Origin of the sequence: Priestia sp. D3YE.R1, from assembly GCF_049199565.1 — a bacterium.
GTDB lineage: Bacteria > Bacillota > Bacilli > Bacillales > Bacillaceae_H > Priestia > Priestia aryabhattai.
The window spans coordinates 1-25,970 of the sequence record NZ_JBLTHW010000010.1 but is presented as its reverse complement, the minus strand read 5'-3'; the positions used below and the strand labels follow the sequence as shown (position 1 = coordinate 25,970).

General features: G+C 35.9%; 20 protein-coding genes. 16 read left to right on the top strand and 4 right to left on the bottom strand.

Translation table 11 applies throughout. The features are described 5' to 3' along the window. The first annotated feature begins 54 nt into the window (after window positions 1-54). From ACOZIR_RS26565 to ACOZIR_RS26505, 13 genes are all read left to right on the top strand, one after another. Complete coding sequence (locus tag ACOZIR_RS26565; RefSeq protein ID WP_421536028.1) at window positions 55-3,126, top strand: TraM recognition domain-containing protein; 3,072 nt, start codon at window positions 55-57, stop codon at window positions 3,124-3,126. Between the two features lie 115 nt (window positions 3,127-3,241). After that, window positions 3,242-4,087 (top strand): replication-relaxation family protein, encoded by an 846-nt coding sequence (locus tag ACOZIR_RS26560; protein ID WP_272816276.1) that lies wholly within the window; start codon window positions 3,242-3,244, stop codon window positions 4,085-4,087. A 14-nt stretch (window positions 4,088-4,101) separates the two neighbouring features. Continuing rightward, on the top strand, window positions 4,102-4,317 hold the full coding sequence (locus ACOZIR_RS26555) for a hypothetical protein (RefSeq protein ID WP_025753473.1): 216 nt from the start codon (window positions 4,102-4,104) through the stop codon (window positions 4,315-4,317). A 12-nt stretch (window positions 4,318-4,329) separates the two neighbouring features. Further along, window positions 4,330-5,466, top strand: coding sequence for a conjugal transfer protein (locus tag ACOZIR_RS26550; RefSeq protein WP_421536027.1), 1,137 nt, complete (start codon window positions 4,330-4,332; stop codon window positions 5,464-5,466). Between the two features lie 6 nt (window positions 5,467-5,472). Then, window positions 5,473-5,760 carry a hypothetical protein gene (locus ACOZIR_RS26545; RefSeq protein ID WP_142326367.1) on the top strand — a complete coding sequence of 96 codons (288 nt, stop codon included), beginning with the start codon at window positions 5,473-5,475 and terminating at the stop codon, window positions 5,758-5,760. A gap of 12 nt (window positions 5,761-5,772) precedes the next feature. Further along, entirely contained in the window at window positions 5,773-6,174 is a 402-nt protein-coding gene (locus tag ACOZIR_RS26540; RefSeq protein WP_025753476.1) for a hypothetical protein, read from the top strand. A gap of 20 nt (window positions 6,175-6,194) precedes the next feature. Beyond that, a complete protein-coding gene (locus tag ACOZIR_RS26535; RefSeq protein WP_325076145.1) occupies window positions 6,195-8,738 on the top strand; it encodes an ATP-binding protein in 2,544 nt (847 codons plus the stop codon). Between the two features lie 43 nt (window positions 8,739-8,781). Beyond that, on the top strand, window positions 8,782-9,336 hold the full coding sequence (locus tag ACOZIR_RS26530) for a hypothetical protein (protein ID WP_325076146.1): 555 nt from the start codon (window positions 8,782-8,784) through the stop codon (window positions 9,334-9,336). A 19-nt stretch (window positions 9,337-9,355) separates the two neighbouring features. Continuing rightward, window positions 9,356-11,674, top strand: a complete 2,319-nt coding sequence (locus ACOZIR_RS26525) for a CD3337/EF1877 family mobilome membrane protein (protein ID WP_325076147.1) — start codon at window positions 9,356-9,358, stop codon at window positions 11,672-11,674. A gap of 15 nt (window positions 11,675-11,689) precedes the next feature. Continuing rightward, window positions 11,690-12,265, top strand: coding sequence for a hypothetical protein (locus ACOZIR_RS26520; protein ID WP_325076148.1), 576 nt, complete (start codon window positions 11,690-11,692; stop codon window positions 12,263-12,265). Then, window positions 12,246-13,376, top strand: coding sequence for a bifunctional lytic transglycosylase/C40 family peptidase (locus ACOZIR_RS26515; RefSeq protein ID WP_325076149.1), 1,131 nt, complete (start codon window positions 12,246-12,248; stop codon window positions 13,374-13,376). Before ACOZIR_RS26520 ends, ACOZIR_RS26515 begins: the two co-directional genes overlap by 20 nt. 18 nt (window positions 13,377-13,394) lie before the next feature. Next, window positions 13,395-13,892 carry a hypothetical protein gene (locus ACOZIR_RS26510; protein WP_325076150.1) on the top strand — a complete coding sequence of 166 codons (498 nt, stop codon included), beginning with the start codon at window positions 13,395-13,397 and terminating at the stop codon, window positions 13,890-13,892. 202 nt (window positions 13,893-14,094) lie between these two features. Beyond that, on the top strand, window positions 14,095-14,481 hold the full coding sequence (locus tag ACOZIR_RS26505) for a hypothetical protein (protein ID WP_325076151.1): 387 nt from the start codon (window positions 14,095-14,097) through the stop codon (window positions 14,479-14,481). A gap of 764 nt (window positions 14,482-15,245) precedes the next feature. Here ACOZIR_RS26505 and ACOZIR_RS26500 read toward each other — a convergent pair. Next, window positions 15,246-16,583 (bottom strand): PIN-like domain-containing protein, encoded by a 1,338-nt coding sequence (locus ACOZIR_RS26500; protein WP_325076155.1) that lies wholly within the window; start codon window positions 16,581-16,583, stop codon window positions 15,246-15,248. 264 nt (window positions 16,584-16,847) lie between these two features. Here ACOZIR_RS26500 and ACOZIR_RS26495 point away from each other — a divergent pair, with 264 nt between their 5' ends. Then, window positions 16,848-18,350: a hypothetical protein gene (locus tag ACOZIR_RS26495; RefSeq protein WP_325076152.1), complete on the top strand. Its 1,503-nt coding sequence runs from the start codon at window positions 16,848-16,850 to the stop codon at window positions 18,348-18,350. Window positions 18,351-18,858: 508 nt separating this feature from the next. On the opposite strand, the gene helD is transcribed toward ACOZIR_RS26495, so the two are convergent. Continuing rightward, window positions 18,859-21,207 carry an RNA polymerase recycling motor HelD gene (gene helD / locus ACOZIR_RS26490; RefSeq protein WP_421536026.1) on the bottom strand — a complete coding sequence of 783 codons (2,349 nt, stop codon included), beginning with the start codon at window positions 21,205-21,207 and terminating at the stop codon, window positions 18,859-18,861. A 110-nt stretch (window positions 21,208-21,317) separates the two neighbouring features. Between helD and ACOZIR_RS26485 the strand changes: the two genes are divergently transcribed. Both ACOZIR_RS26485 and coaD read left to right on the top strand, forming a co-directional pair. Next, window positions 21,318-21,959, top strand: a complete 642-nt coding sequence (locus ACOZIR_RS26485; RefSeq protein WP_168761487.1) for a TetR/AcrR family transcriptional regulator — start codon at window positions 21,318-21,320, stop codon at window positions 21,957-21,959. Window positions 21,960-22,168: 209 nt separating this feature from the next. After that, window positions 22,169-22,654 (top strand): pantetheine-phosphate adenylyltransferase, encoded by a 486-nt coding sequence (gene coaD, locus ACOZIR_RS26480; protein WP_047752015.1) that lies wholly within the window; start codon window positions 22,169-22,171, stop codon window positions 22,652-22,654. A gap of 238 nt (window positions 22,655-22,892) precedes the next feature. Here the strand turns inward: coaD and ACOZIR_RS26475 are convergent, their stop codons facing one another. Further along, complete coding sequence (locus ACOZIR_RS26475) at window positions 22,893-23,882, bottom strand: ketoacyl-ACP synthase III (RefSeq protein ID WP_325076153.1); 990 nt, start codon at window positions 23,880-23,882, stop codon at window positions 22,893-22,895. A gap of 212 nt (window positions 23,883-24,094) precedes the next feature. Continuing rightward, window positions 24,095-25,970 (bottom strand): threonine--tRNA ligase (thrS, locus tag ACOZIR_RS26470; protein WP_421536025.1); only part of this gene is annotated, 1,876 nt, incomplete at its 5' end.

Below are 25,970 nucleotides of genomic sequence, written 5' to 3'. Positions count from 1 at the left end.
CTCGAAAACTTCATAGCTCTTTTCCTTCCTCTCTTCGCAAGGAGGGGAAACAAAATGCAACAAAAACCATCTAAAAAACAATCGACCATCTTTGACGATATCCTGGATCAACTGATTGAACATCCAAGGCAGGGGGGAGCGATTGCTGTTCTTGGTTTGGCTGGCATTGGCATTTGGAAGAAGGAATTGCTTTTATCTCTTCTGCCATACCGTTCAGAAATCATCCAGCATTGGTTGACACTCTTTATTCACGGCATTCAACTATTACTAGTCTTGCTGCTTGTATTTCTTGTGATTCGATGGATATGTGCTGTCTTTCGCATTCAACGACAGTTTGAGTATGTTCAATTGCTGCCCCATGCAGATGATAGCGTGTCGAAAGAAATGTTAGGGCAATTAATGAGACGCATCCACGGAACAAAGCGTAGGTGGATTGAACGGATCTTTCTTGGAAAGGAACGCTTTTCATTTCTCATCCACCATGTAGTGGATGAATCTGCAGGCATTCAATATCGTTTCTATATGGGAGCTGAAAAGACTCATTTAGAAGCTATTAAATCAAATTTTCAGAGTGTCTATCCAAATTTAACTTTTTTTCCGGCAGATGACTTAGAATTCCCGGAAAAGAAGGCCGTAGGTGGACGATTAAAATTAAAAAGCAATAATCTGAAAAAGTCACTTCCTCTTTCACGGTATAAGTCAGATCAACTACCCGGTATCATTTCACATATGAAGCCTGGTACGTGGTTACAAGTAGGCTTTACCCCTAATGATGGCTGGAAACTTCGAAAAGCCATCCAGAAGCTTGAAAAGGACTTAAAAGGAGATCGACCTTTCAGAGATCAGTCTGCATTTGATAAAGAAGAATTAGTGGGCTTAAAACATCGTTATTCAGGCAATGAAGTAGCTTTTGACTGTACAGTGTCCATGGCTTCCGAGTACTACCCTGGTGTACCCGTTGTGAAAAGTATGGCCAACGCCATTAATTCTGTTTTGCATCATGTGAATGAATTAAAGTACAAGAAGTGGAAAAAGGCGGTTCAATGGTATCCAACTATGAATCCGTATCGTATGACATGGACGGGTGGAGAGCTTGCAAACCTTCTTCATTTACCACACTTTGATGAACGAACGATTATGCAGAAACTTGCAAAAGAGGTTCCACATTCGAAACGTGGTGAAGAACTTCTTCCAGACCATCTTTTGAGCCATGAAGAGGGGTCTGTCGATTTTGGTGTACAATATCATCCGTTTGTGAAAGATCGTACGATCAGAATTTTAATGAGTGTTCTTCAGAAGCATTGGTCCTTGCTGGGTGTGACAGGTTCGGGAAAATCAACTCTACTCAATAATGTATTGATGAGTTATGTTCATCAATTTATTAAGCAAGGCATGGAAAACAAAACATCACCTGGCTTCTCATTTGGTGATCCTGCAAGAAATACGGCCATGATTTTATTAAATCAAATGTTGAAGGCTGAATATGATGGAGCGACCATTAACTGGGATAAAGTTCATTGGATCTCTTTTAAAGATACGGAATATCCACCGGCTTTAAACTTGCTTCATCGTTTTCCAGGTGAATCACCTGAACGAGTCACACAAATCGTTATGCGGATTATCGGTGAAAACTTCCAAGTGGCCAAACAAACAGAACGTCTTTTGGTCAACTGTATTAAAACGCTTGTATTAGACGTGGAAGGCCAACATACGATTTTGGGTGTAAAACCATTAGTCAATGATTTTACGTTCAGAAAACGGATTTTGAACCGTCTAGAGGATAACGTTGAAGCGTATGACGTATTGGATTTTTGGGAGAATGAAGCAGAAGACTTAATCGATGCTAGTCGCATTGCGTTATTTAATCGTTTAGACACCTTTTCTGCCAATCCATTATTACGTCGGATGTTTGGCCAAAAAGAATTTACTCTTCCTATCCGTGAATGGATGGATTCTGGTCACATTATTTTTTATGACTTTAGTGGACTAAGCGAAGAAGAAACAGGATTAATTGGTGGGTTTCTCACCTACTTATATTATCGAGTGGCTGATACAAGAACGCCTAATCCTTTAATGCATCAGTTTGTATTTGATGAAGCTGCCAGACTAGAGAAAATGACGATTCTGCCTCGTATTATTGCGGAACAACGTCAAAAAGGACTGTCTTTGGGAATTGGTACACAGTCCATGCATCAACTAGATCAAGAACTCAAAAACGCCCTAACAGAAGTTCAAGGGAATTTCTTTGTTTGTCGACAAGGGGCTGAAGGGGCAGCCGCAGCCAGTAAAATGTTTAGTGTTCAAGGTACCAAAAAAGATCAGCCTCTTTTTTCGGAATCGTATTTTCGAAACTTGCCTGACCTAGTAACGGTCATTCGTACACAAGATAATGTAAATGGTGTGGATGAAATTGTGCAATGTGTGGCCAAGTTACCTCCGTTAGATCGGTATATGCCGAATGGACAAAAAGCACGATACAAACATGCAACCGAAGAAGCAAAGGCTGATGCTTGGACAAAGGCAAAAGTAAAAGAGTTATCATCTAAAAATGGCCATCATCAATCTGAAGTGGATGTTATGATCCGGGCTTATCTACAAGGTGAGACTTATGAACCGAAACAAGTAAAGAAATTACAGCCTAAGAAACCAAAGGCCCCGTTACAAGCGCAGCCAGAGGCGTCGATTTCCTTAGAAAAGAAAACGGATTCAACTATTGAGCCATCAAAGAGCATTGCTGCAGCATATGCTGGTGAAGTTGAAACAAGTCAAAAAGAAAGTGTGAAGCAAGAGAATAAACATGAAAAAAGTTCTTTTGCGACGATTACCCTTTCAAAGAAACAGAGAAAACAGCCAGAACAAGAAAAACCAGTAGTCCATGCGCCTTTCAAGCCAATGCTTACCCTTTCGTGGAAGAATTCTATCACGAAAGAAGAAGCGCAAGGAATGAATGAAACGGCCGCAGCTGTCGAGCCTGTTTCAGAGGAGAAAGAACATGTTCCAGAAATGGATTCTACATCGATGGAACCTGACGTGAGACCTTCAAAGGAAAAAATAGAAGATTTACCAATGGAACCACAGCCCATTGTGTCACTACGAAAGAAAAAACCTTCAGAAAAGAATGAGTAGAGAGGGCAGGAAAAGAGTGGAGTAAGCGTTCTACTATAAACAGAGATAGAAAAATAGATTAATGGCTCACGAACGTAACGTTTCTCTTACAGACAAAGGAGAGAGGGGAAACAACATGAAAAAATATATCACCCTGAATGAACAAGACACAGATTTATTGATTAAGTTACATGACTTCATCTACATTGATTCAAACTTTATTGTGGATCATATTTTAACGAATTACGCAGACCGAAAATACGTGATGCAGCGCTTGCGATTGCTGGAAGAATCCAAGTACCTTAAGAGCTTTACCGTTCCCATGCCAGGCTATGAAAAGCCAGGGAATCTATATACACTGGATGCGTTTGGCGTAGAGAACGTACAGGAATTGCAAGGGTTCTCGAAATGGCAGAAAAAATGGTCAACAGACGTACCTGCCTGGTACCAACATCAATTAATGTTAAATCGTTTAGTTTTATCCTACAGAAAACAAGCAGAAGAAGTAGGGCTAGCCGTTAAGGAATGGATTCCAGAAGCAAGAGGGACCTTCCAATATGGAAAGAGCAAGTCAGAGGTCATCAAACCTGACGGCGTATTGGTTGTGGGAGAAGCAGATAGCGAGCAAAATATTGGCTTGTTTATTGAACTAGAACGTAGTGTAGCCAAGCGACAAAATACCATTCAAAAGATCCAAAGGTATAACGACTTTTTGAAACGTGGAAAAGAAACGCTCGAAAAGTATGATCTTTATGTGGGCTTTGAAGAACCTGTTTTAGATTGGCGAGTCTTGTTTGTCGCTGGAAATCAAACAAACACGAAAAAGACCATGCGTGATATCTTAAGCATTCCAAGTCAAGAACGGTCACATATCAAAATCCCTGTTTTGACAGCAAACATTGAAGACGTACAAAAAGACGCCTTTGGAGATATTTATCACTATGTATTCAGTGAATCAATAGAGGTAAAAAGAGGGTTGTAAGGAGGGGACGTCTAGTGGTTCGTAGTTTATTTAAAACCCTTCTATACATCGCTGGAATTTGTCTCGTAGGAAGTTTTATCCTACGGACATTCCCAGAAGCGAACGTACTTTGGGAGACAGGGAAAGAACAGTTTTCGGTTTTCTATAACCAAAGTGTAGCAAGTTATGGCGTAACAGGTACACTCATCATCATAGCGATTGTCGCCTTCTTGTTCTTTGGTAAAAAGTAAGGAGGAATGACGATGAAGAAATGGCAGAAGAAAAAGAAGCCTACTTCTACTGACCCTTCACAGGTACCAAAAGAAAAGGGAAAAGAAAAAGTCGGTTCATCCAAGAAGTATATGCCGAACTTACTAAAGAGGGATGAAAAAGAAAAGCAACAAGAACAACGGATGATTAAGCGAGCAACGATGAAACGCTCAACAGCAGGCATTATAGGAAGAGCTGTCATGGTTCTAAGTCTAGTCATTATAGCTTTAGGAGTCTTCAGTGTTTTTCGCCACAACTGGGCCATTAGTGATCTAGAAGACAAAGTGTCAGCCCAACAACAAGGTACAGGTGAAGAAAAAAGTCAAAATAATCAAAATATTAAAGCTGTCGAGTACTTCACTACCCAATTTGTGCGTCAGTACACGAGTATTGAGCCAGGAGAGGATAAACAGAAAGCAAGGGAAGATGCGCTGCAGAGCTTTTTAGCAACCGGTCTAGATAAAGACGCTGGAATTGATTATGCCAATCTTCCTGGAAGCCAGCGTTATGACAGTAGTGACGTCGTTTCTATTACACAAAAAGATGCCCACATCTCAGATGTATCCATAAAAGTTCAGGTCACAGCTATGAAAGAAGTGGAGAAGAAATCAAAAGACAAAGATGGAAAAGAGAAAGTGGAGAAAACGAAAGAAGAGAAGCCGGCTACTGTTTACTATCTAGTCAGAGTCTACGAAGGTAAAAACGGCTATAGCGTCATTGATCTGCCACAACCGTATATGCCAAAAGAAAATCAACGCGTCACGGTTTCTGAGAATGAGCAAAACAAAAACACGGATTCAGTTGTCAATCATGAGGTTCAAAGCTTTCTAGAATCGTTCTTCAAAACCTATACAGCAAAAGATCGAAGTGATGAAACCAAGTTCTTCTTTAAAGATTCGAAAAAAGCGCAATCGTTAAATGGATTAATGAACTACAAATCTTTAAACAAGGTATCGGTCTATGAAGAGAAGTCTTCTAAAGGAAGGTATATTGTCAGATGTTCAGTCAAGTTAGAACAGCCAACTACAGGTATTCAAAGTAATCATAGCTACGAATTTGATGTCCAAACGGATGGGCAAGACAAGTTTGAGATTTTACACATGAAACCTGTTTCTTATGACGTTCAATAAGTGAAAATGGAGGGATTCAGTATGCTTACAAGCTTCTTACACACATTTATGCTAGGTGACATTAATTTGCAAGGTGTTAGTAGTCAAGGAGACACCAATGTAATGGGTGTTTTACAAACCGTGTTTATCTGGGTCGTATTATTTGCGATCATCGGTTCGTTGGTCATGAAAAAATATCGTGGCGCCCTTATGGTTGTGGTCTTCGGCGGAGTAATCGGTGTTTTCATCTATGGTCCAAGTAACATCGTTTCGTTAGGTGATTCCCTTTTAAAATTCTTTGGTCTTTCAACCTAAGGAGGTCTATTCATGAGACGTGTTACCGGATATTGTACAAACAAAATTTTTGCCATTCCAAATATCGTAAGAGGGCTAGCTGGGGGAAGAGAAAGCATTTCGCTTCCCTTTTCTGTTACCGTTACTCAAATTATTGTGATCTTTATATTTTTTCTTCTTAGTCTTCTTCTCGTTGTTCCTTTAACTCCTCTGATCCCTAATAAAATTGCACGCGTCATTGTTGTGTGTATGGCGGCGCCCATGTTCTTTGGTTATCTCGTTGGCTCTCAGACAAAAGAAAATATGAACATTATTCGCTATTGGCAAGTGAAGTTCAAAACGTTCATGGAGCCAAAGGAGCTCTTTCGATTTGAAGAAGTGGAGCAAGCCAAAAAAATCACGTATAAGCGCAAGATTCCTATATACCGAAAATGATGTAAGGAGTGGTGATAGAGATGGATATCCAAAACGACATTATAGCTGTTTGGCAAAATACGGTCATAACAAGGGATGCACGAGATCAAGGCTGGTTTAAATTTAGTGGATTCCATACGAGTTTTGATTCAGAAGCCCAGTTGATGGCTCACTTCTCGGAGTTGAAGCGTTTATTCAAAGAAATTAAGCGAGAAATTCAATGCATCGTGGTACCAACACGTCAGTCCATTGATGATGTTCAAGAAAAATATGCATCTATGATCCGTGGAAACTTGCGAGTTGTAGCTAGCTCTCATATCCAATCGGTTTTTAATTATCTTAAAACAAGTGATGAATTAGGCGCAGAAGAGCGTCGCTATGACTTTTATATTGGCGTTGAACTAGGTAAGAGCACACTAGATGACGAGGCAGAGGATATGACGTACAAGGAAATGTATCAAGCCTTAAAAGATTGGGTGTCTTCGAAATTTGCCAAAATCCGTGGAGATAGTCATGTTCATTTAACTGAAGATCGCTTACGAAGAATTTATCGTGCTAATCGCGAAGTCACACGGTTGCTTGAAGGATTACCCTTTACCTTTACGCCTGTTGCCCCAGAGGGAATGACAAAATTAATTCCATGGATCTTTAACATAGGACTACGGTTCCCACCCAATTGGCAGAACTGGGAAGATCGTTTCACACCTATTTTTAATAAAAAAGGAGAGCTTATTGCTCGTATTCAGACAGAAGAAGATGTGCTTAACCTTCAATTAACGGGCATTGAGAACCCTCGTTCACGTCGGTATTTAACGCTACATCAGACCGATGCAAAAGGCTACAACCATCAGACACACGTGGCTTTCTTGCATATGGTTGGTATGCCAGAAGAAATTCACTTCCCAGAAACACGATGGTTAGAAGCCTTGCGGTCTCTGCCCTTTGCGGTAGGCGTTAATTTAAAAATGAGTTATCAAGATGCAGATCAACGATTGCGTAAGTTGCGTCGCAAGAAATCCAATTTAGAAGATCAAGCTAACCATTTAAATACGTTTGGAGAAGATGCAGGATCAAATGTGTATCAAGGGATTTCACATGCTGAAAGCATAATCTCCAATGTGGAAAAGGAACGAGAAGGCGGCTACCTAATGAGTGCTATTTTCTCGGTTAGTTCCTCTGATAAAGATGAATTGATGCAGCGAGTCAATGATCTTATTGATGAATACGCTGGAATGGGCATTACCTTACAAAACACATATGGCCTTCAATTACGAAGTTTGCTTGAATGCTTACCAGGTTCAAGACGCTATGTAACGGAGTTTATCCAAGACGTAGACATTAATGCTGTCACAGCTAGCTTCTTTGGAAACCGACAAGAGTTAGGTGATGAATACGGCTATTACGCAGGAAGAACGTTGAGTGGTACGGCCGTTTATGTCTTACCTGGTCTTGCTGCATCTGGCGCAGCCCTCACACAGTCGCTTGTCACAGTGTATACAGGAAAAACAGGTTCTGGTAAATCCATGGCTGCCAATCGAGATATTTACGAAACGGCATTGAGTGGAGGAAAGGTCTTGCTGCTGGATCCAAAATCAGAACGTAAGGACATCTGTAAATGGGATGAAAAATTAACGGAATTGGGAAGCGAGCTCAACTTTATCTCCTTCTCTACCAAAGATGAAGATGCCGGAAAGTTAGATCCGTTTCTTTTGTTCGATAATCGGGCTGAAGCCGTGGAGGTTTCAAGGGAGATTATTTACTACCTGTTAAATATAAATATTCGAAATGATAGCGTTAAAAGCTCGATTGTCACCAAAGCCGTTAAGCGTGTTGGTCAATTGGAAGAACCATCTATTAGATTCGTTAAAGATGAGTTGCGGAATTTAGTACAGGAACATGACACATTACCCGAAGATCATCGTCCAATGGCCTTAGAGTTAGCTTCCATTTTAGAGGAATTCGAAGATGTGTCACTAGCTCGTTTGATTTTTGGCAAGCGTATGAATGATGAAAACGTCTTAAATTATGCTAATCAATTCAATGTGCTGCAAGTTGATAATTTACAGTTACCCAAAAAGAACACATCTGCAGAAGAATATACAGAAGCGAACATTGTATCCGTCGCTATTCTGTTTAGTCTCACAGCATACATGATGAAGTTTTTACGGATGTTCCAGAATGAATTAACGGTTGTGGCGATTGATGAAGCGTGGAACTTCTTCCAAAACCCAGCAGGTGAACGCTTAATTGATCGTTTATTCCGTGAAGGACGTTCTTTGTTTTCACCAATTTACTTAATGACCCAAAACCTAATGGATATTCCAAGCAGTATGAGGGGGCAGATTGGTACGGCGTACTGTTTCCGTACCGATATACCAGAGGAAATTGAAACAATTCAAGAGTTTATGAAACTAGAAGATAGTGCAGGGTTAGAGGATATGATGCCTAAAATGCAGTCGGGTTATTGTTTATACCGTGACCTGCATCAACGAACAGGCGTTATGCAGGTTCGGATTTTACAAGAACACTTATTTGATGCCTTTGACACATCTGTAGACGTAAGAGAGCTTGCAAACCAAATGTAGAAGGTTAATCCTTTTAAGAGGTTTGAAGAGAGGGAGACTAAATATGAAAAAGATACTTGCCTTTATTTCAATTACCGCCGTTGTTGGTATGCTTGCAAGTTGTGGAAATGATAAGGCCACTACAGAGCCAAAACCAAAAACGTGTGAACAAATTGAACCTTGTAAAACAGCTTTACAATATACAACGTATGTAGAGCAAGGAGCTAGTGACAAGGCATATGAAATGGAAAACAAAGATGAAAACCTTGTTAGTTATGACGATGAAAAAGAAGCTAAAGAACATATTCTTTCAGATTATAAAAAATATCAAGGTCAACAAATTAAAAAATACGGATTGTTAGAGTATGAAGTAATTCCAAACAAAAAATATGTCTATAAATTTAGATTTAAAGATTTTCGCAACGGAGATGTTAAAAACTTTACTGTTGGAGTTTATAAAAAAGGTAGTAAGTATTTAACTAATAATTATGTTAATGGAGCAGTTAAAAATGATATAAAGCATGAAGGCTCCTTAGTTCCTTATAAAAGATATTATTCAAAGGGTTTAAGCAAGACAGATAAAACTATATTTGGCCCACAACCTGTTGAGAATTATTGAAAATAAGGGGGGATAAATAGTGAGAAAAAACTTTTATACAAAGTTGCTTTTTCTATTAGTTGTAGTCTGTTTACTGTGTCCCATGTCAACGGTATCAGCTGCTGCGCCTAATGTGATGGATGAGCTAATGCCGAACAGTAATTTACCACAAACAAATGCACCTTTACTTCGATACAACGAAGTTCCTCTGGAAAACTACGACATTGATGTGTACGTAAAGGATGACGACGATAAAGGCTGGTTTGACTCTATTAATATTTTTAAAGTCGATGAAAAAGTCTATAACAATATCGCAGCCTTTCAACAACAAATCTTAAGTGGCATTTGGTACGGATATTTAGTAGTTGTTAATTTTGGGATTTTCTTAATGGAGCAAGCATTCACTTTTGACATTATTGACAGTATGCTTTCATACATTACCGGGTTTATTTCAGAAACAGGTGGCACGTATGGAATTGGCCAATTCATGGGCTTTATGATGATTATGGTGGCTGGGTGGCTGGTCTACTCTTTTGCTCAAAAGAAATATCGTGCTACCGTTTCAGGACTCTTTATGGCCGCGCTCTTGTCTGCAGTTTTTACCGTTTATGTGCAAAATAGTGATCAGTTACTAGGTCAATTAAACCAAGCTCGTAACTATATCTCAGGTGCTGTTTTGACTTCTTCTACTTATTCACTAGGTGATGGGGATGAAGAGGCAATAAAAGAAGAAATGATTGAAGATAGACAGCGAGATCAAGCTACACAAAGCTATAAGGACACATCATCCGTACGGTACGGTGTATCAAGAATACGAAATCTAATGCACGATTTATTAATTGTGAAACCGTATTTGTTATTAGAGTTTGGTACAACAAACTATGGTGTCATTGGTGGTGGGAAAAATGACAATGCTTCATCAGCACAAATAAAAAAAGGTAAAGAGACAGTCAAAGATTTGTTAAGTAAAAAACCAGGAAGTAGTAAGAGAGAGACTGTAGTTAAGGAAAATGCTAATAACTCTCTTTTTGCCCCAGAACATACAAATAAACGGATTGTGTTATCTCTGTTAATTTGGGTTCCAGCACTTGTTATATTAGCAATGGTCGGCTATTTAGCCACATTTATTCAGATATATGGAGTAGGCTTCTTACTTACAGCTATTACAGGGGTATTTGTTTTATTTCTTAGCATCTTTCCAACGTTTCAACGGTTTGCCAAACAATTTGTTGGTAAGTTAGTAGGGTTCCTGGCTATGTGTATCGGACTTACGGTTTTACTCATTTTATTATTTAGTTTTGTTAACATCACCTATAAAGTCGCCAGTGAGAATAATTGGGCCTATGCTCAGACCATCGTGGCCGTTCTGATTGTGGTTGCAGCCATATTTGCTCTTCAAAAACAGCTTTTTGGGTACAAGATTTATTCAGAAAAGAAGCAACAAATCCAACAAGCTTGGAGGCAAAAAGTTGATGCCATTAAATTTCGAGATGCCCAACGTCAATATGCACACGTAGAGCCATTTTATACAGGGGATAATGTACATTCACGTTCGAGATCTGGCCAAAGGGGAACAACAGACGCAAGAGCTAGAGAACAGATGGAAAAAGCGATGGAACGACAAAGTAATAAACCTACTTTACGAAGAAATAAACCTATCGATAGCAATGGGAACGTAATTGAAGATACACCAAAACGAAATGTAATGCCGTTTAAAAAACGACAAGATAAAGAACGGAAAAATAATTTATCGTCTGAAAATGGTGTAATTCCCAACCCTCACAAAAAGGGTCAGGCATCAAATCATAATCAAGCTGTATCTAATCAGATTGATAGGCAACAGAAAAAACAAGAGCATGCACCATTAAAGGCACAGCCTAAAGGGCCTCAACAAGAGGGTATAAAAGAAAATGCACCTGTTTCTGGCAAACAAAATGAACAGGTCATGAAAAAAATAAGACAACAAGAAACACAAGAAAACTCACCATTGAAAGCACAGCCGCAGCAAAAATCAAGTTCTTCTCAATCCAGTAAAGTTGTAGAGCAAATGAGAAAACAAGAGACGCGTTCAGAAAATCAGCAAGCACCCATTCAACGTTCTCGGCGTTTAGTTCCAGCTAGTGGAGACGTCTCAACGAAACAATTCAACCAAGAGCAAGCACCGTTAAAAGCACAACCTAAACCACCACGAACAGACAAAACACATCAGCAATTTCATAAACAAATGAGGCAACAACAGGCACGACAAGAAATTCAGCAAGGGGAAGAAGAAGTTTCTGTTGCGAATGAATCAAATGGAAGTCATATAGACCGTTCTAAAGAGATTGAACAAATGAGGAGACAGTCTCAACAAGATTAAAAGGGAGGGCTTTTCATGAGTGTTCGACAAAAGAAAATGCTTGTATTTCTGAGTGTCGTTGTCTTTTTGGGCATTATGACTAGTTCTTTTCTTTCAAAAGAAAAGCCTGCTTCTTCGCAAGGGGAGAAGCAAGCTCCTTCTTCTGAATCTGTGCAACAAGAGAAAGAAGAGGCTACAGAAGACAATAAAAACCCCTATGATCAGACACAACGAAATACAAAAGAAGACTTACAGAGTACGAAAGAAATCGCAAAAGAGTTTGTCAAAGTCTTTGCTAGTTTTGATGCTAAAAACCCTTCAGAACATATTGAAAAAGCTAAGCCTTATATGTCAGAGGAAATGTATAAAAACTATAAGGAACAAAAAGAGAGAGGCACGCTTACTTATGATAAGGTTGTCCCCAAAAACCTTGAAACGACAGAGGTTTCAAATGATAATACCGATGTTATTCAATGGAATGTCATCATGCAAGGGGAAGTGTACGACGTAGATGGAAACGCTGAACAAGAGGAAGATTGGTATTTAGTCACACTTGAAAAGCAAGAGGCCGGATATAAGGTGGTGGGTGTTCGTGTCAACGTACCGAATTAAGCCCATCCATAAATTGAATCATTCTGCTAAACGAAAGTCTAAAATCTTACTAGCTATTATCGCAGCTTTACTAGCGCTAGGCATTGTGATAAGTGCGATGGCTATGGTGAGTGTGTTTGGTATCCTTTTACCAGATCAAGAAGACGTAGCAGAATTAGATGGTACAGCTGTAAATTTCGGAGATATTCAAATATCTAAGGTTGGGGAAGGTCAGATACCAAAAGAGTATATTCCTATTTATAAAGCAGCAGGTGAAAAATACAATATCCCCTGGACACTTATTGCTGCGATTCACCGCGTGGAAACGAACTTTGGTCAAGATTTAAATACCTCTTCAGTTGGGGCCATTGGCCACACTCAGTTCATGGTAAAAACATGGGTTGGATGGTCTTTTCCAGGAGGAACGAGTCTCGGTGACGCCTCTATTCCCAAAGAAACGCTAATGAGTCCAGCTGCTATATCAAAATACGGCGGTTTTGGGGTTGATGGCGATGGAGACGGAAAAGCTGATCCTTATAATGTGACAGATGCCATGTATTCAACAGCTAATTATCTGGCTGCAAATGGTGGAGCTTCTGGAAACTATCAAAAAGCTGTTTTTGCTTATAACCATGCTAGTTGGTATGTTTCACGAGTGATGGGATTTACGAAAGAGTACACAAGTGGGTCTGTTGAAGCTGTTTCAATCAAAGGTGGTTCTGCAAAAGGTTCAGAGGCTATTGAAAAAGCAATTAAAGTGGGATCCTCTATCGTTGGAAAAAGCCCTTATGTATGGGGCGGTGGACGAAATCAAGGTGACATTAATGCACGTAAATTTGATTGTAGTTCTTATGTTAGATGGGCCTATAGTTCAGCTGGTGTTAATTTAGGGCCGGTAAGTGCTACTACAACGGATACCTTAGTCAAACTTGGTAAAGTCGTGAAAGCAAGTGAAATGAAGCGTGGAGACGTCATTTTCTTTGATACGTATAAGATAAATGGACATGTTGGAATATATCTGGGAGATGGAAAGTTTCTTAATGATAGTAGTTCACAAGGAGTATCAGTAGGTGACTTAAATACAAAATATTGGAAAGATCGATTTAATGGAAATGTGCGACGTGTAGCTTAATAAAGAGGGGTGAAGTGGATGGGAAAAGAACAAGTGGAGGACATAAAAGCCGTTGTAATTAGGAATGTCAAAGGCGTCTGGAGAGAGTATTGGCTGCCTATTACGGCGTTTGTTGTGTTGATTGTTTCGTGTCAGTTGTTTAATTTAACTCATAGTGGATTCTTTTATCCTCTTATGTTTGCTTCGGGATGGATCGTTGTGATGTTTGCCTTGAAATTTAAGAATGAGAGTGCAGTATTCTCTTTGAAAAAACTTACAAAACAAAGGCAAAAGGATACCTCATATGAAATGTACACGATCTTACGTATTTACACCAATGACTCAGACTTTCAAGAATATATGCACATACGAGAGTATTTCGATAGTCAACATATCCAAATGGAAAATAGAGTGATTGATCATAATCATGATATCGAATCGCAAATCATGTTCATCCGAAATACGGAATTTACGTATTGTTATCACTTGTTAATGGATCAAAAAAACGAAATGTATTTTATCGGTGAATATGTGTAAAAAGAGAGCCATTCTCTTAAAAAATAGAAAATAGGATGTTGCTGAGAAGTGCTGTGACAAACTTAACTTCTGTTTTGTTGATGATAGTGAATTTAATTAGAAATTTAGTGTTTCTTACATTAATCCTCTAATAGAGTAGTTAGTTTATTAGAAAAAAGGTGTTTATAGATTAAAAATATAAATAGGATTGGGGAAAACTCTTATGTCAAATTCCATTATTATAGCATTAATCATAACAAGTTTAATTTTTATTGTAGCTACTGCAATTGGTAAGGCTAACAGAAAAATAGAAAGTGAAGCCATTAAAAAAAGGCCTGCGATGGTAAAGACGTTTATTGCTCAAAAAGAATTGTTACTAGAAAAAACAAATCAACTGTTAAAGCAAAGCCGTCTTCTTATGCTTCTAGCTCTAGTTGCAAGTGTTTTTTTCAAATATGTAACTCCTTTTCCTTTCCTTGCTCCTTTGTTTTTTGTTGCTACTTATGCATTTCTAGTGATGTATATCCTTACAGCGATAATAAGAAGTAGCTTAACAAAACGTATTGAGGACCTAAAGGGTTACTCCAGTAGAAGAAAAAAAGTAAATTAATAAGTAAGTCATAAAATAGTTTTTGTAACTTAATTGGAAATAGACTTACAATTAGAAAGTCTAAAGTGATTTTTTAGATGTGGGAAAGATATAATAGAGGGAGGATTATGGTTAAATTGTTTTGGACATGGTTGGAGCCAAAAACAAAGCAAACAACCTTGAGGCTGTTGATTACTAAAAATTAAAATATTAATTATTTGATGAATCATTCAAAGGAAAAAGGAGTTATCAATTTACTTTTAAATTCCTTAAAAAGAAGCAAGCTATTAAATATATGACAAACGTCAATAAAAATGATGGACTTACTGAGTTTCAGGGTGCATACGAAACACCATTGAATAAATAAAAGTCATATACTTTGTATAAAAAGAATAATGAAAGTTTTAAAAACTGTAGATCCTAGTTCAAAAGAAGGAAACTTCTTCAAAACATAAAAGGCACATATGTTGTGCCTCTTATGTTTTAATTTGCATTTCAAATAGCCACATATTCGTAAACTAAAAGATACTATAAAACCAATTCTAAAACCAAAGTAAATTAACAAGATAAGTAGTTTCTTATTTGCGTTACAAAATCAAGAAATCTGTCTTTATACTCAGGGTAGAGAAAAGTTGTAAAGTTCAATATAGAAGAAGTCAATAGGGATCTTAAAAACTAAGTTATTTTCATCATTTAAACTCTCTGAAAAAAGAAATGGGAATATAAAATCCATAGATCTGTTTCTTTTGTTCTAAAATATAAATTGCTTATTTGAAATAGAATGATTAGAAACGTTTAGTTTGTAAATTATTTATTAATTCATCTAAAACCTTTACTGTCTCAATTTTATCTTCAGGGAGATTATTAAGTATGGTTTTTGCTTTTTTTACTAATTTTCCAAATCCTGTGAATTCTAACGTAGCCATTATGAGTTTAGCTCGATCAATCATGTTTGGAATTGCAGCCTGTAAGGCAAATCTTCTTACTTTAGTAGATTCGAGTTCTTTAAAATATGGCTTCTTATCTATTTTATTAATTTCTATGATTTTATCGTTATATACTTGTAGATCTTTATCATCTAGATACATAAGAACTTTAGAAAGTAATTCTTGTTCATCTTCAGTACTTTGAAATTTAAGGAATGATAATAAACCCGTTCCATATTGGTTAAGTCCACTTAGAGAGTTTTCTTCAACCTCTATGGACAATCTAATATTATTTACATCCCTATTTATAGATTCTTGTTCATCATTTGTGACCTCTATATCCAAATACTGCTTAGCATACCTAACAAAGCTGTCAGTTCTATATATATAGAATTGTTGTTTTGTCTCTTGCATAAATTCTTGAATTAGTAGAGGATGAGGTCTCTTAATATTGGTACCTTCTTTTTCCCACCAATCTTCTTTTTTATCTTCTGTAATAAAAATTACTGGAACAGATTCATCTTTTGCCTTAATATGATCAATTATTTGTTTCCATACAATTAAATCACCATATAATCTTTCGTACTTTAAATTTCCGAATACTCTAGAGCCAAGTTTTTTCTTTTTTTCTATATCTCCAAATCCGGGTGGAATATTATGTTCATATCTATACTCTCCCTCTTTTTCTATTTGGATAATTTCTTGTTGGTCATAAGGTTGACCAACAATATTTTCTAATAAATTGTATATCTTATCCTTTGTGACATTAGGATCAGGAAGGCTATCTATTTCCTCTTTAATAAGTTGCTGTGCTTTTTCATTAGTAGCTTTTAAATCATCTAATATAAACCTAAACCTATCAGTAGTAATATAGGAATGTTGACTCTTTACTGTGTCAAATATTTTTTGAATTTCTCCTTCAATTTTTGAAATCTTTTCTTTTAATAAAGTATAACCTTCTCTCGGTTTATTTAAATTATTTTCGTAATTAAAAAAATATTCTAAGGCAACTTGATGAGGAATCCATAATCTTCCCTCTTTTTTTAGATCTGTAAGTATCTCAAACAACTTAGTAGTATTCTCTTTAGAGGTAAATTTATAGAAATTGACTAATATATTTGTATCTACTACAAATATTGCTTCATTCCACAATTCTTGATAATCTTCTTCACTATAATCTATTAAACCCGCGAACATGTTTTTCAAATAAATACTCCCTTATATCTGCTAATTTTTAAATGTAAGAAGTAAACCTAGGAATATAATACCATACAAATATGTTTTTAATGATTTTTTAGAGTTATAATATGATTTATATAGAAAATACTTCAAAAAAAAAAAGAAAAGCCTTATAACGGAATAACAAATATTTAAAGCAATCTTAGAAGAATTACCTAGTAGATCTAATGATTTATTCACTTATATCTATTGAATAGTTACCTTTAAGGAGTGAAGATAAAAATGGAAGTTGAATTACCATGGGAAGCAGATCAAAAACAGAAAGACGTCATAGAATTTTTTAAAAAAGTTCAAGAGTTATTAAATCAGTACTCTAACGTTAAAATTAAACCTTCTTATAATAATAATGAAGGCAAAATTGGTATTAACTTAAAAGTAAGTACTGGTGTAAATCTTCCAAAATTTATTATAGAAGAATTTGCAATGCAACCTCTCTACAGAGCGTTTGATTTAATATTCAAACACTTTAAAACAGACGATACAATTAATTATGACATACTTCAAACTATTACAAGAGACGTATCACTTTCTTTTATATTTGAAAAATACTTGGAAGCAGATAAATCAACGCAATATAGCTATATTAAAATGGTCAATGAACTAAAAAATATTGGTGCAAAAACTTATGAAAACTCTCCAGTAAATATTGGGGTTATTTATTGTGAAAATGATCTAGATAAAGAAAATCTTAAATTACTTGATGTTGATATTATTTCTTTATCTAAAAAAAAGCCACTTCAACGCTTTTTTTTAGAGGAAAAACCCTTGTTAAAGTTAATAGACAATCAATCACTCATTATTGTAGTCGATAATCAATTCGACGTTTTTGCGATTTTAAGAAAGAAATCTGAAGGGAAAAGTTTATCTTATTTACTAGAATCGCAATTCAACAGTTGGGCTATTAATGAGATGAATAAGCATATTTTACAAGAAATAACCGATAATATAGCTAAAAGATATATGAAGAAAGGAGATCCAATTCCACTAACTAACACAGCAGAGCAGATCATAGAGAAAATACTGACAACATCTAATAGTATTGAATCTAAAAGACCTCCTAGCTATATTTATTTTGCAGTTAGGGATAAAGAAATTAACATTTTCACAAAACAAAAATTTGTGATTTCGTATGCAAATGGAGATTGGCAGTTAAAACATTATAATTTTATGTTGGGAATAATTATGAAATCTGTATTTGTAAATAATATAGTTCAGTTAATTCGGTTTAATCATCAAAATTCAGAAAAACTGATAGGTGAATTAACGGAAGCAGTAATGAAGCTCTATAATATAATTAAAATAATTTCTCAGAATAATAAAAGCTCTATTTTTATTATTTCTCTGGATACAGATCACTTTAATTCTCTTTCATATTCTAACGCTAGACAAATATTAAAAGAAAATGGTTTTAAGCAAAATAATTTAAATCAAGATTATATGAATGTAATTAAAGATGGTAAAAATCATTCAAATATTAAAGATTTGGATCAGTATTTAATTCAATCTCTTGCTGCTATTGACGGTGCAGTAATATTGGATAAATGTCTAAATATAGTAAGTTTTGGTGAAATAATTTCTATACCTGCTTCCACAGAATATAAGGAGACTTTTGGAACGGGTACAAAAGCTGCAAGGTATGCTTCGAAAATGGGGATAGCTATAAAAATTTCCGAGGATGGAGATATTTGTATCTTTGATAATGAAAAGTTATTACTTAAAATTTAAAAGGCATTTAGTAAAAATAAAGTAAGTTATTCTAATTTTATTTCAAACAACAATTGTGTTCCCATAATTATTAATTCTAGATCCCTTGTTATTGAAAACAAAGGATCTTTTGTTTTTTACTATTTCATACTACTTTCATGTTTCTCCTCATTTCATTCAAATAGATAGTTCGTAAAAGTGTGTGTGTTTTAAAAAACGTTCGTAATTATTTTTCGAACTTAAACGAACGATTTAAACAATAGATTTCTTACATAAAACAAAAGTCCGTAAATGTATACTTTTACGAACAATCCTCCTTAAAAAAAGTAACCTCCTAAACTTACTTTCTGGGGTCCTACCAACAAAATGCGAAAAACATACGCTAAGCAAATTTCGATATGAATAAAGCCGATTTTCCCTACGCTAAGGAATCATCGGCTTTTATATTTAATGCCACAGAAAAAAGCTTCCGCGAACCCTGTCAGGAATTAAAGTGGTGGAAGGCCATTTTTCCTCATTGAAGTTATACTTACTCCGTAATCTCATATGAATTTGCAGGAATCTTATTCATAAACGGACTCATCTCCCCTACGGAGAAAAGATGAAGCTCGTGCATGGCCCTCGTACATGCAGTATAAAAAAGCTTCCTTTCAAATTCTCTTCCATATGTTACATCAGAAGCATCGTATATTATCACAGCATCAAATTCGATTCCCTTTGCCAAATAAGCAGGTAAAATTAAGATACCTTTTCGATAAGAACTCGTATTATGTTCCATCAGCTGGATATTTATTTGCTCACTCAATCGGTCATAGGCTTCCCAGCTTTCTTTTCCTGTTTTACATATCACAGCAATTGTTTCATGGTTTGCTGACTGCAGTTGCCTAATCTTCTTTGTTATTCGAGATTGGAGGGTGTCCAGGTCCTCTACCTTCGTAAAAGTAGGCTTCTGACCATTTCTGTTAAAGGCTTCAATAGTTTCTCCTTCTTCTATAATTCCCTTTGTAAATTCAACGATTTGACGAGTTGAACGGTAGCTTTTCGTTAACACCACTTTTTCAAAATTTTCTTTTACATACAATTCGTTTGATAGTAAGGTTGGTGCATTTAGAGTATGGGCATAAATCGCCTGATTAAAATCACCTAGAATCGTCATTCGGCAATAAGGAAAAAGCTGCTTAAGCACAAAAAACTGAAAGGGTGAATAATCCTGTGCTTCATCAATAAATAAATGACGTATTCTTGTGTTTATTCTTTTCCCCTCAAGTTTATCTTGGAGATACAAATAAGGAGCTGCATCTTCATACGTCAGTTCTTTTCTATGTAGCTTTTTTAACGTATATGAACAAATTTCTTCCCAACCTTCAGGAAATGTATCATTAAGCTTTTGGTAGATGTTATCTTTCTGCTTAAACAATTGGCTGTAAAGCGCTACCACATTAATAAATTTTAGTTTCTTTACAGCTGTTCGTATTGGTTTAAAGTGTTTTTTGACAATCTTTTTAGCTATTTTCTTTTGCTCCTGTTCAAAATCGTCGAACGTATTTTCAGAAAATCTTCCTTCCTTTAGGAGCTCACTATAAACTTTTGTATACTCTTCAAGATCTAGCAGATCACTCTCTTCTATTACCCAATCTTTGGTTCTCTCCAATTTTTCTTTCTTTACTAACTCTTTTAGAAGCCATTCCTTTACTAACTGCATACGATTTGGAATAGAGATAGATGCGTCTAGTGAATAAAAATAGCTTTTAATTTGTTCAGCTCCAATCAACATTTCTCCCCGGAAAGAAATATTTTTAAAGATAAGGTAGTCTTCACTTGAGAGAACAACAACATAGGAGTCAATCAAAGATTTAAAATCGTTACTCGCTTTATACCGTATTCCTTTTCTTCTGGCAGAATACATTTTATGTTCCTGACATGTAAGCATATATTCCATTTGCGTAAACGGATGTTCAACATCAAATTGTTTTCCAAGACGCTTCTCTACATATTCTTGGAATGTAAGCTGCTGCATATTGTCCTCTCCTAAATCAGGGAGGACAGAAGCAATGTAGCGATTGAATAAAGAATTAGGTGAAAAAAGCATAATATTTTCGGCCGTGATCTCATCTTGGTAGCGATACAACAAATACGCAACTCTTTGAAGAGCTGCAGAGGTTTTCCCACTACCAGCAACCCCTTGTACAACTAAATACTTACTTTTCACGTTACGAATGATCTGATTTTGCTCTTTCTGAATGGTAGCAACAATGCTTTTCATATTGATACTCGCGTTATTGCCAAGTATTTCTTTCAATAGTTCATCTCCAATGGTTACACCCGTATCAAACATCGTTTTGATTTGGCCGTCTTTCGTGATAAACTGACGCTTTAACTGCATTTCTCCTTGAATCATCCCTTCTACTGTTTCGTATTGGGCTGGTCCCGGAGAGTAATCATAATAAATACTGGAAATAGGGGCTCTCCAATCATAAATAAGAAATTTTTCCTCTTTTTCATTCATTAAACTCGCAACTCCGAGGTATACGTTATTTGTTGTCTCCTCCCCATTTTCAAGAAAATCAACTCGGGCGAAATATGGAGAATCTTTTAATCGAGATAAGGTCTTCCTCTGCTTATCTAGTTGACGGTGCGTTCTTTCCCTCTCGGACAGCATCTCTGCCTGCTGTCTAATGCTTGATAAGGTTTCACCAGCATCTTCAGGATTATCTAGATTAATTTTCACATCATCCCAAAAGGTTTTCTTTAAATGAATGACATCTTTTTTTAATCCACCAGAATCATAATCCAATTTAACCACTTTTTTATCAATTTCTCTTAAAACAATACGAATGCGCTCATTTTCATACTTTCGCTCTTGGTTTCCATTTGTCATCTTTTCACGCTCCCTACAGATGTTAAGTAAATAAATGATACACTATTGACCGACCGACGGTCAATGATGTATCTTTAAAAGACAATAATATGTCTCAAGGGGGAAATTCCATGAAAAGAATCGTCAAAAAACCAGAAGAAAGAAGAATCGAGATTATTACCGTAGCAAAAGGTTTATTTTCATCTAATGGATATGAGAATACTACGGTTAACGATATTATTAAAAAAGTTGGAGTTGCGAAAGGTACTTTTTATCATTATTTCAAGTCAAAAGATGAAATTGCAGACGCAGTAATTCAAGACTCTATTGATTCTAGTGTCCAGTTATTTAAACAAATTATTAATAACCCTGATTTAAAGGCAATAGAAAAGTTTATAAGCATCATTCAATTTTTTTCACAGGAAACATCAAATCATTTCAGTGATGGATTAATGACTCATTTGCATCACAAAGATAACGTCCTTCTACATCAGAAAATGAAAGTTGGCATGATTAAAGAGTATGCACCAATTATTTCATCTGTTGTGAAGCAAGGAGTGGAAGAAGGTGTATTTCACACGAATTTTCCAGATGAAATTACGGAGTTCTTACTAGTCGGACTCCATTTCATGCTTGATCCCAGCCTTTTCTCATTGACTCACGAACAACTCATTGCCAAACTTGATGCGATTGACGAGATTTACGAAAAACTATTAGGTGCTCCAAAAGGAAGCTTTCCTTCAATAAAACAATATTTCGAAAAGTTGTATTGACTTTGTTAAAACATTTAAGATAACGATATAAAATAGAAAGAATTCGAAATGGAAGTCTTCCTTTGTTAGTGATGTTCAAAAAGTCATACTTTTACGTACAAGATATTCAAATCTATTACAAGATGTTAAAGTAATTATTATTGCTAACAAAATGAAAAGATTACCAAATGCTTTTCGGAATAGTTAGTAGTAAGAAGTGAGGTGATTAAATGAAGGCTATATATCCAGGAAGCTTTGATCCAATTACAAATGGGCATATTGATATTATAAATAGAGCTAGTGAATTTTTTGATGAAATTTTAGTCGCTGGTTTGGTGAATTCTAAGAAACAATATTTATTTTCTACCGAAGAGAGAAGACAGCTAATTGAACAATCATTTAAAGATAATAAAAAAGTCAAAGTTGATACATTTGAAGGATTACTTGTAGATTATATGAAAGAACACAATTATAAAGCGATTATCAAAGGCTTGAGAACCGTGACTGATTATGGATATGAAGCCCAGATGGCGCTAACAAATAAAAATCTATATAAAGAAGCTGAAACATTCTTTATTCACTCAGAAGAAAAATATTCTTTTCTTAGTTCAAGTATGGTAAAGGAAATCTATTCTAATGGGGGAAGGTTAAGCAGTTATATTCCAGAGCATGTTGAAAAAGCACTTTTATTGAAAGTTCCATGTTACCAGGGATAAATAATGTATACACACATGTTATCTTGGAGTAAGGGTGCTTTTCTATACTTTTATAAACATACTCTATTTATAAAAGTAAATGAAAAGATCCTACATTATTTTGATGTAGGATCTTTTTGTATTGTCATGCCGGTCATCTTTGTTTAGGTTATTTAAGGGTTAACTAACATTGTGTATACAAACTTACTAACTTCTCATTAGCTATAAAACTCTTGTTGAAATGATATAAATTAATTGTTTACTCCTTACCTAAATCCCATTTAATAATATGACCTGCGTGGGTAAGGCCTCCTCCAAATCCGTAGAGTAAGAGAACGTCTCCATCTTTTAATTTTCCTTCGTTTATCCCTATTTGTAGTGCTAGAGGAATGGAAACGGAAGAAGTGTTTCCCATGTACTCGACACTAGTTAATGTCTTCTCAACTGGAAACTCTGATCTTTCACATATAGACTCAACCATTCGTAAATTGGCACTGTGTGGAACGAACCAATTTACTTCACTCTTTTGTAGATTTGCTTGTTCTAGCAATTCAGCCATACCTAAAGGAATTGTTCGAGATGCCCACTTATATACTTCCCTTCCGTTTTGCACCATCTTGCCACTCGAACTCAAAGGTTGTCCATGCATGGTAGTAGATAAATTGGTGCGGTATACATGTTTACCTCCCTTTCCATTTGTACCAATATGCGTAGCAATAAAACTTGGGCGCTCTGCATCATTTTCGACCAAAACAGCTGCAGCTCCATCCCCAAATAGAACACAGGTAGTGCGATCTGTATAATCTGTAACCTTTGATAATGTTTCTGCAGTTACGACTAAGACTTTATCATGAAGTCCAGATGTAATAAAGGCGTTTGCCATGTGTAATCCGTATGTAAAGCCAGCACAGGTAGCGTTAAAGTCTAGCGCCCCAGTTGTAGGAATATCAAAGTAATCTTGTATTTGGGCTCCCACGCTTGGAAATGCATAGTCGGGTGTTGTAGTTGAGACTACGATACATCCTACATCCTTTAACTCTTTCTGATATTGCTCTACTAAGTTTTCAATTGCTTTAATAGCTAGGTCAGAAGAATATTCATTTTCATCGGCAATTCTTCTTTCCCTCATGCCAGTTCGTTTCACGATCCATTCGTCGTTAGTATCTACAATTCGTTCTAAATCGTCATTTGTAAGTCTTTTTTCTGGTACGTATGTACCTATTGCTGTAATACGTGCAGTTGATTTCATTGTATTCACCCTTCTTAATTACCAAGATATATAAATTGATATTAGTACTAGGTACTAATAAAGTCAATGATTTTATATGAAAAAATTGTAAAATGAGTATACAAAATCCTAATAATAAAATATAAAAACCTGTGCTGATTCATTATAGGAAAGAGTAAACTAGAAATACAAAAAGGTCCCTTATTAAATATTAAGGAACCATTTTTGTTTAATTATCTAAGTTTCTTTTCAACAATTTCATCCTGAAGTTTTTCAATAAAGCTATCTAAATTGAACGTTTCAGACTTTTCTTCACCGTGTTTTCGTACGTTTACGGAGTTGCTTTCCATTTCCTTATCTCCTAATACCAAAATATAAGGAACTTTCGCCACTTGAGCTTCTCGAATCTTATATCCGAGCTTTTGTTCTCGATTATCTAATTCTACTCGAATCCCTTTCTTTCCTAAAGCTTCTTTAATCTCTTGGGCATATTCCTGATGAACCTTTAGGGAAACTGGAATAACCTTTACTTGTACAGGTGCCAACCATGTTGGGAAGACGCCTCCAAAGTGCTCAATTAAAATGCCAAAGAAACGGTCAAGGGATCCAAAAATAGCACGATGAATGACAACTGGACGCTGTTTTTCGTTCTTTTCGTTAATATAATTCAAATCAAATTTTTCTGGTAGCTGGAAGTCTAATTGAATCGTTGCACATTGATGACTTCTTTTTAAGGCATCTTTAATATGAAAATCGATTTTAGGACCATAAAATGCTCCGTCGCCTTCGTTCAATTTATAATCAAAGTTCAACTTTCTTAATACGTTTTCTAAGGAGTTTTCAGCAAGTTCCCATAAGCTATCTTCTCCCATGGAGTCTTCTGGTCGAGTTGAAAGTTCTATACTATATTCAAAACCAAATGTTTTATAGATATAATCCACTAATTCAATGACCGATTTAATTTCACTTTCAATTTGTTCAGGAGTAACAAAGATATGAGCATCGTCCTGACAAAACGTACGTACTCTTAATAATCCATTTAGAGCCCCACTGAATTCGTGACGGTGAACTTGACCGAATTCTCCCATTCGAATGGGTAAATCTCTATAGGAATGGAGCTTATTTTTAAAGATAAGCATATGACCAGGACAGTTCATGGGCTTTAATGCAAATTTAGCGTTATCCACTTCTGAAAAATACATATTATCCTTATAATGATCCCAGTGACCAGACTTTTCCCATAATTGTTGGTTCATCATAAAAGGAGTACGTACTTCTTCGTAATTATGCTTTTCTTGAACGGATCGTAGGAATTGCTCCAGCTGATTTTTAACCATTTGTCCTTTAGCTAGATAAAAAGGCATTCCAGGTGCTTCATCAGAAAACATAAATAATTCTAGTTCATTTCCCAATTTTCTATGGTCTCTTTTCGCTGCTTCTTCTAGAAACATCAGATACTCATTTAACTGTTTTTGAGAACGAAAAGCTACGCCATATACACGTTGTAACATTTGGTTGTCGCTGTTACCTCTCCAGTATGCTCCTGATACTTTTGTTAATTTAAACGCCTTAACCATTCCAGTAGAAGGAAGATGTGGGCCTCGACATAAATCGAAAAATTCCCCTTGTTTATAAATCGTAACTGTTTCATTCATAGGAATATCACGTAATAACTCCAGTTTCAACTCGTCGTTTATCTCGCTAAATATTCTTTCAGCTTCACTACGTGTCACTTCAGTACGTTCAATAGGATGATTTTCATTAATAATTTTCTTCATTTCATGTTCGAGTTGTAGTAACTCATTAGAAGCAATCGTTGTAGAAAGATCCATATCGTAATAAAATCCATCTTCAATAACTGGTCCTACCCCTAACTTCACATTCTTATGTACTCTTTTTACTGCCTGAGCAAGTATGTGAGCTGTTGTATGCCTCATAATTTCTAGACCTTCGTCAGAATCTACTGTTAAAATTTCGATTTCTGCATTTTGATTAATGGCTCGATGCAAATCATACAATTCTCCATTTACTTTACCCGCAATAGCTTTCTTCTTTAGGCTAGAACTAATGGATTCTGCAATAGCATGTAATGTAATACCTTTTGAAAAT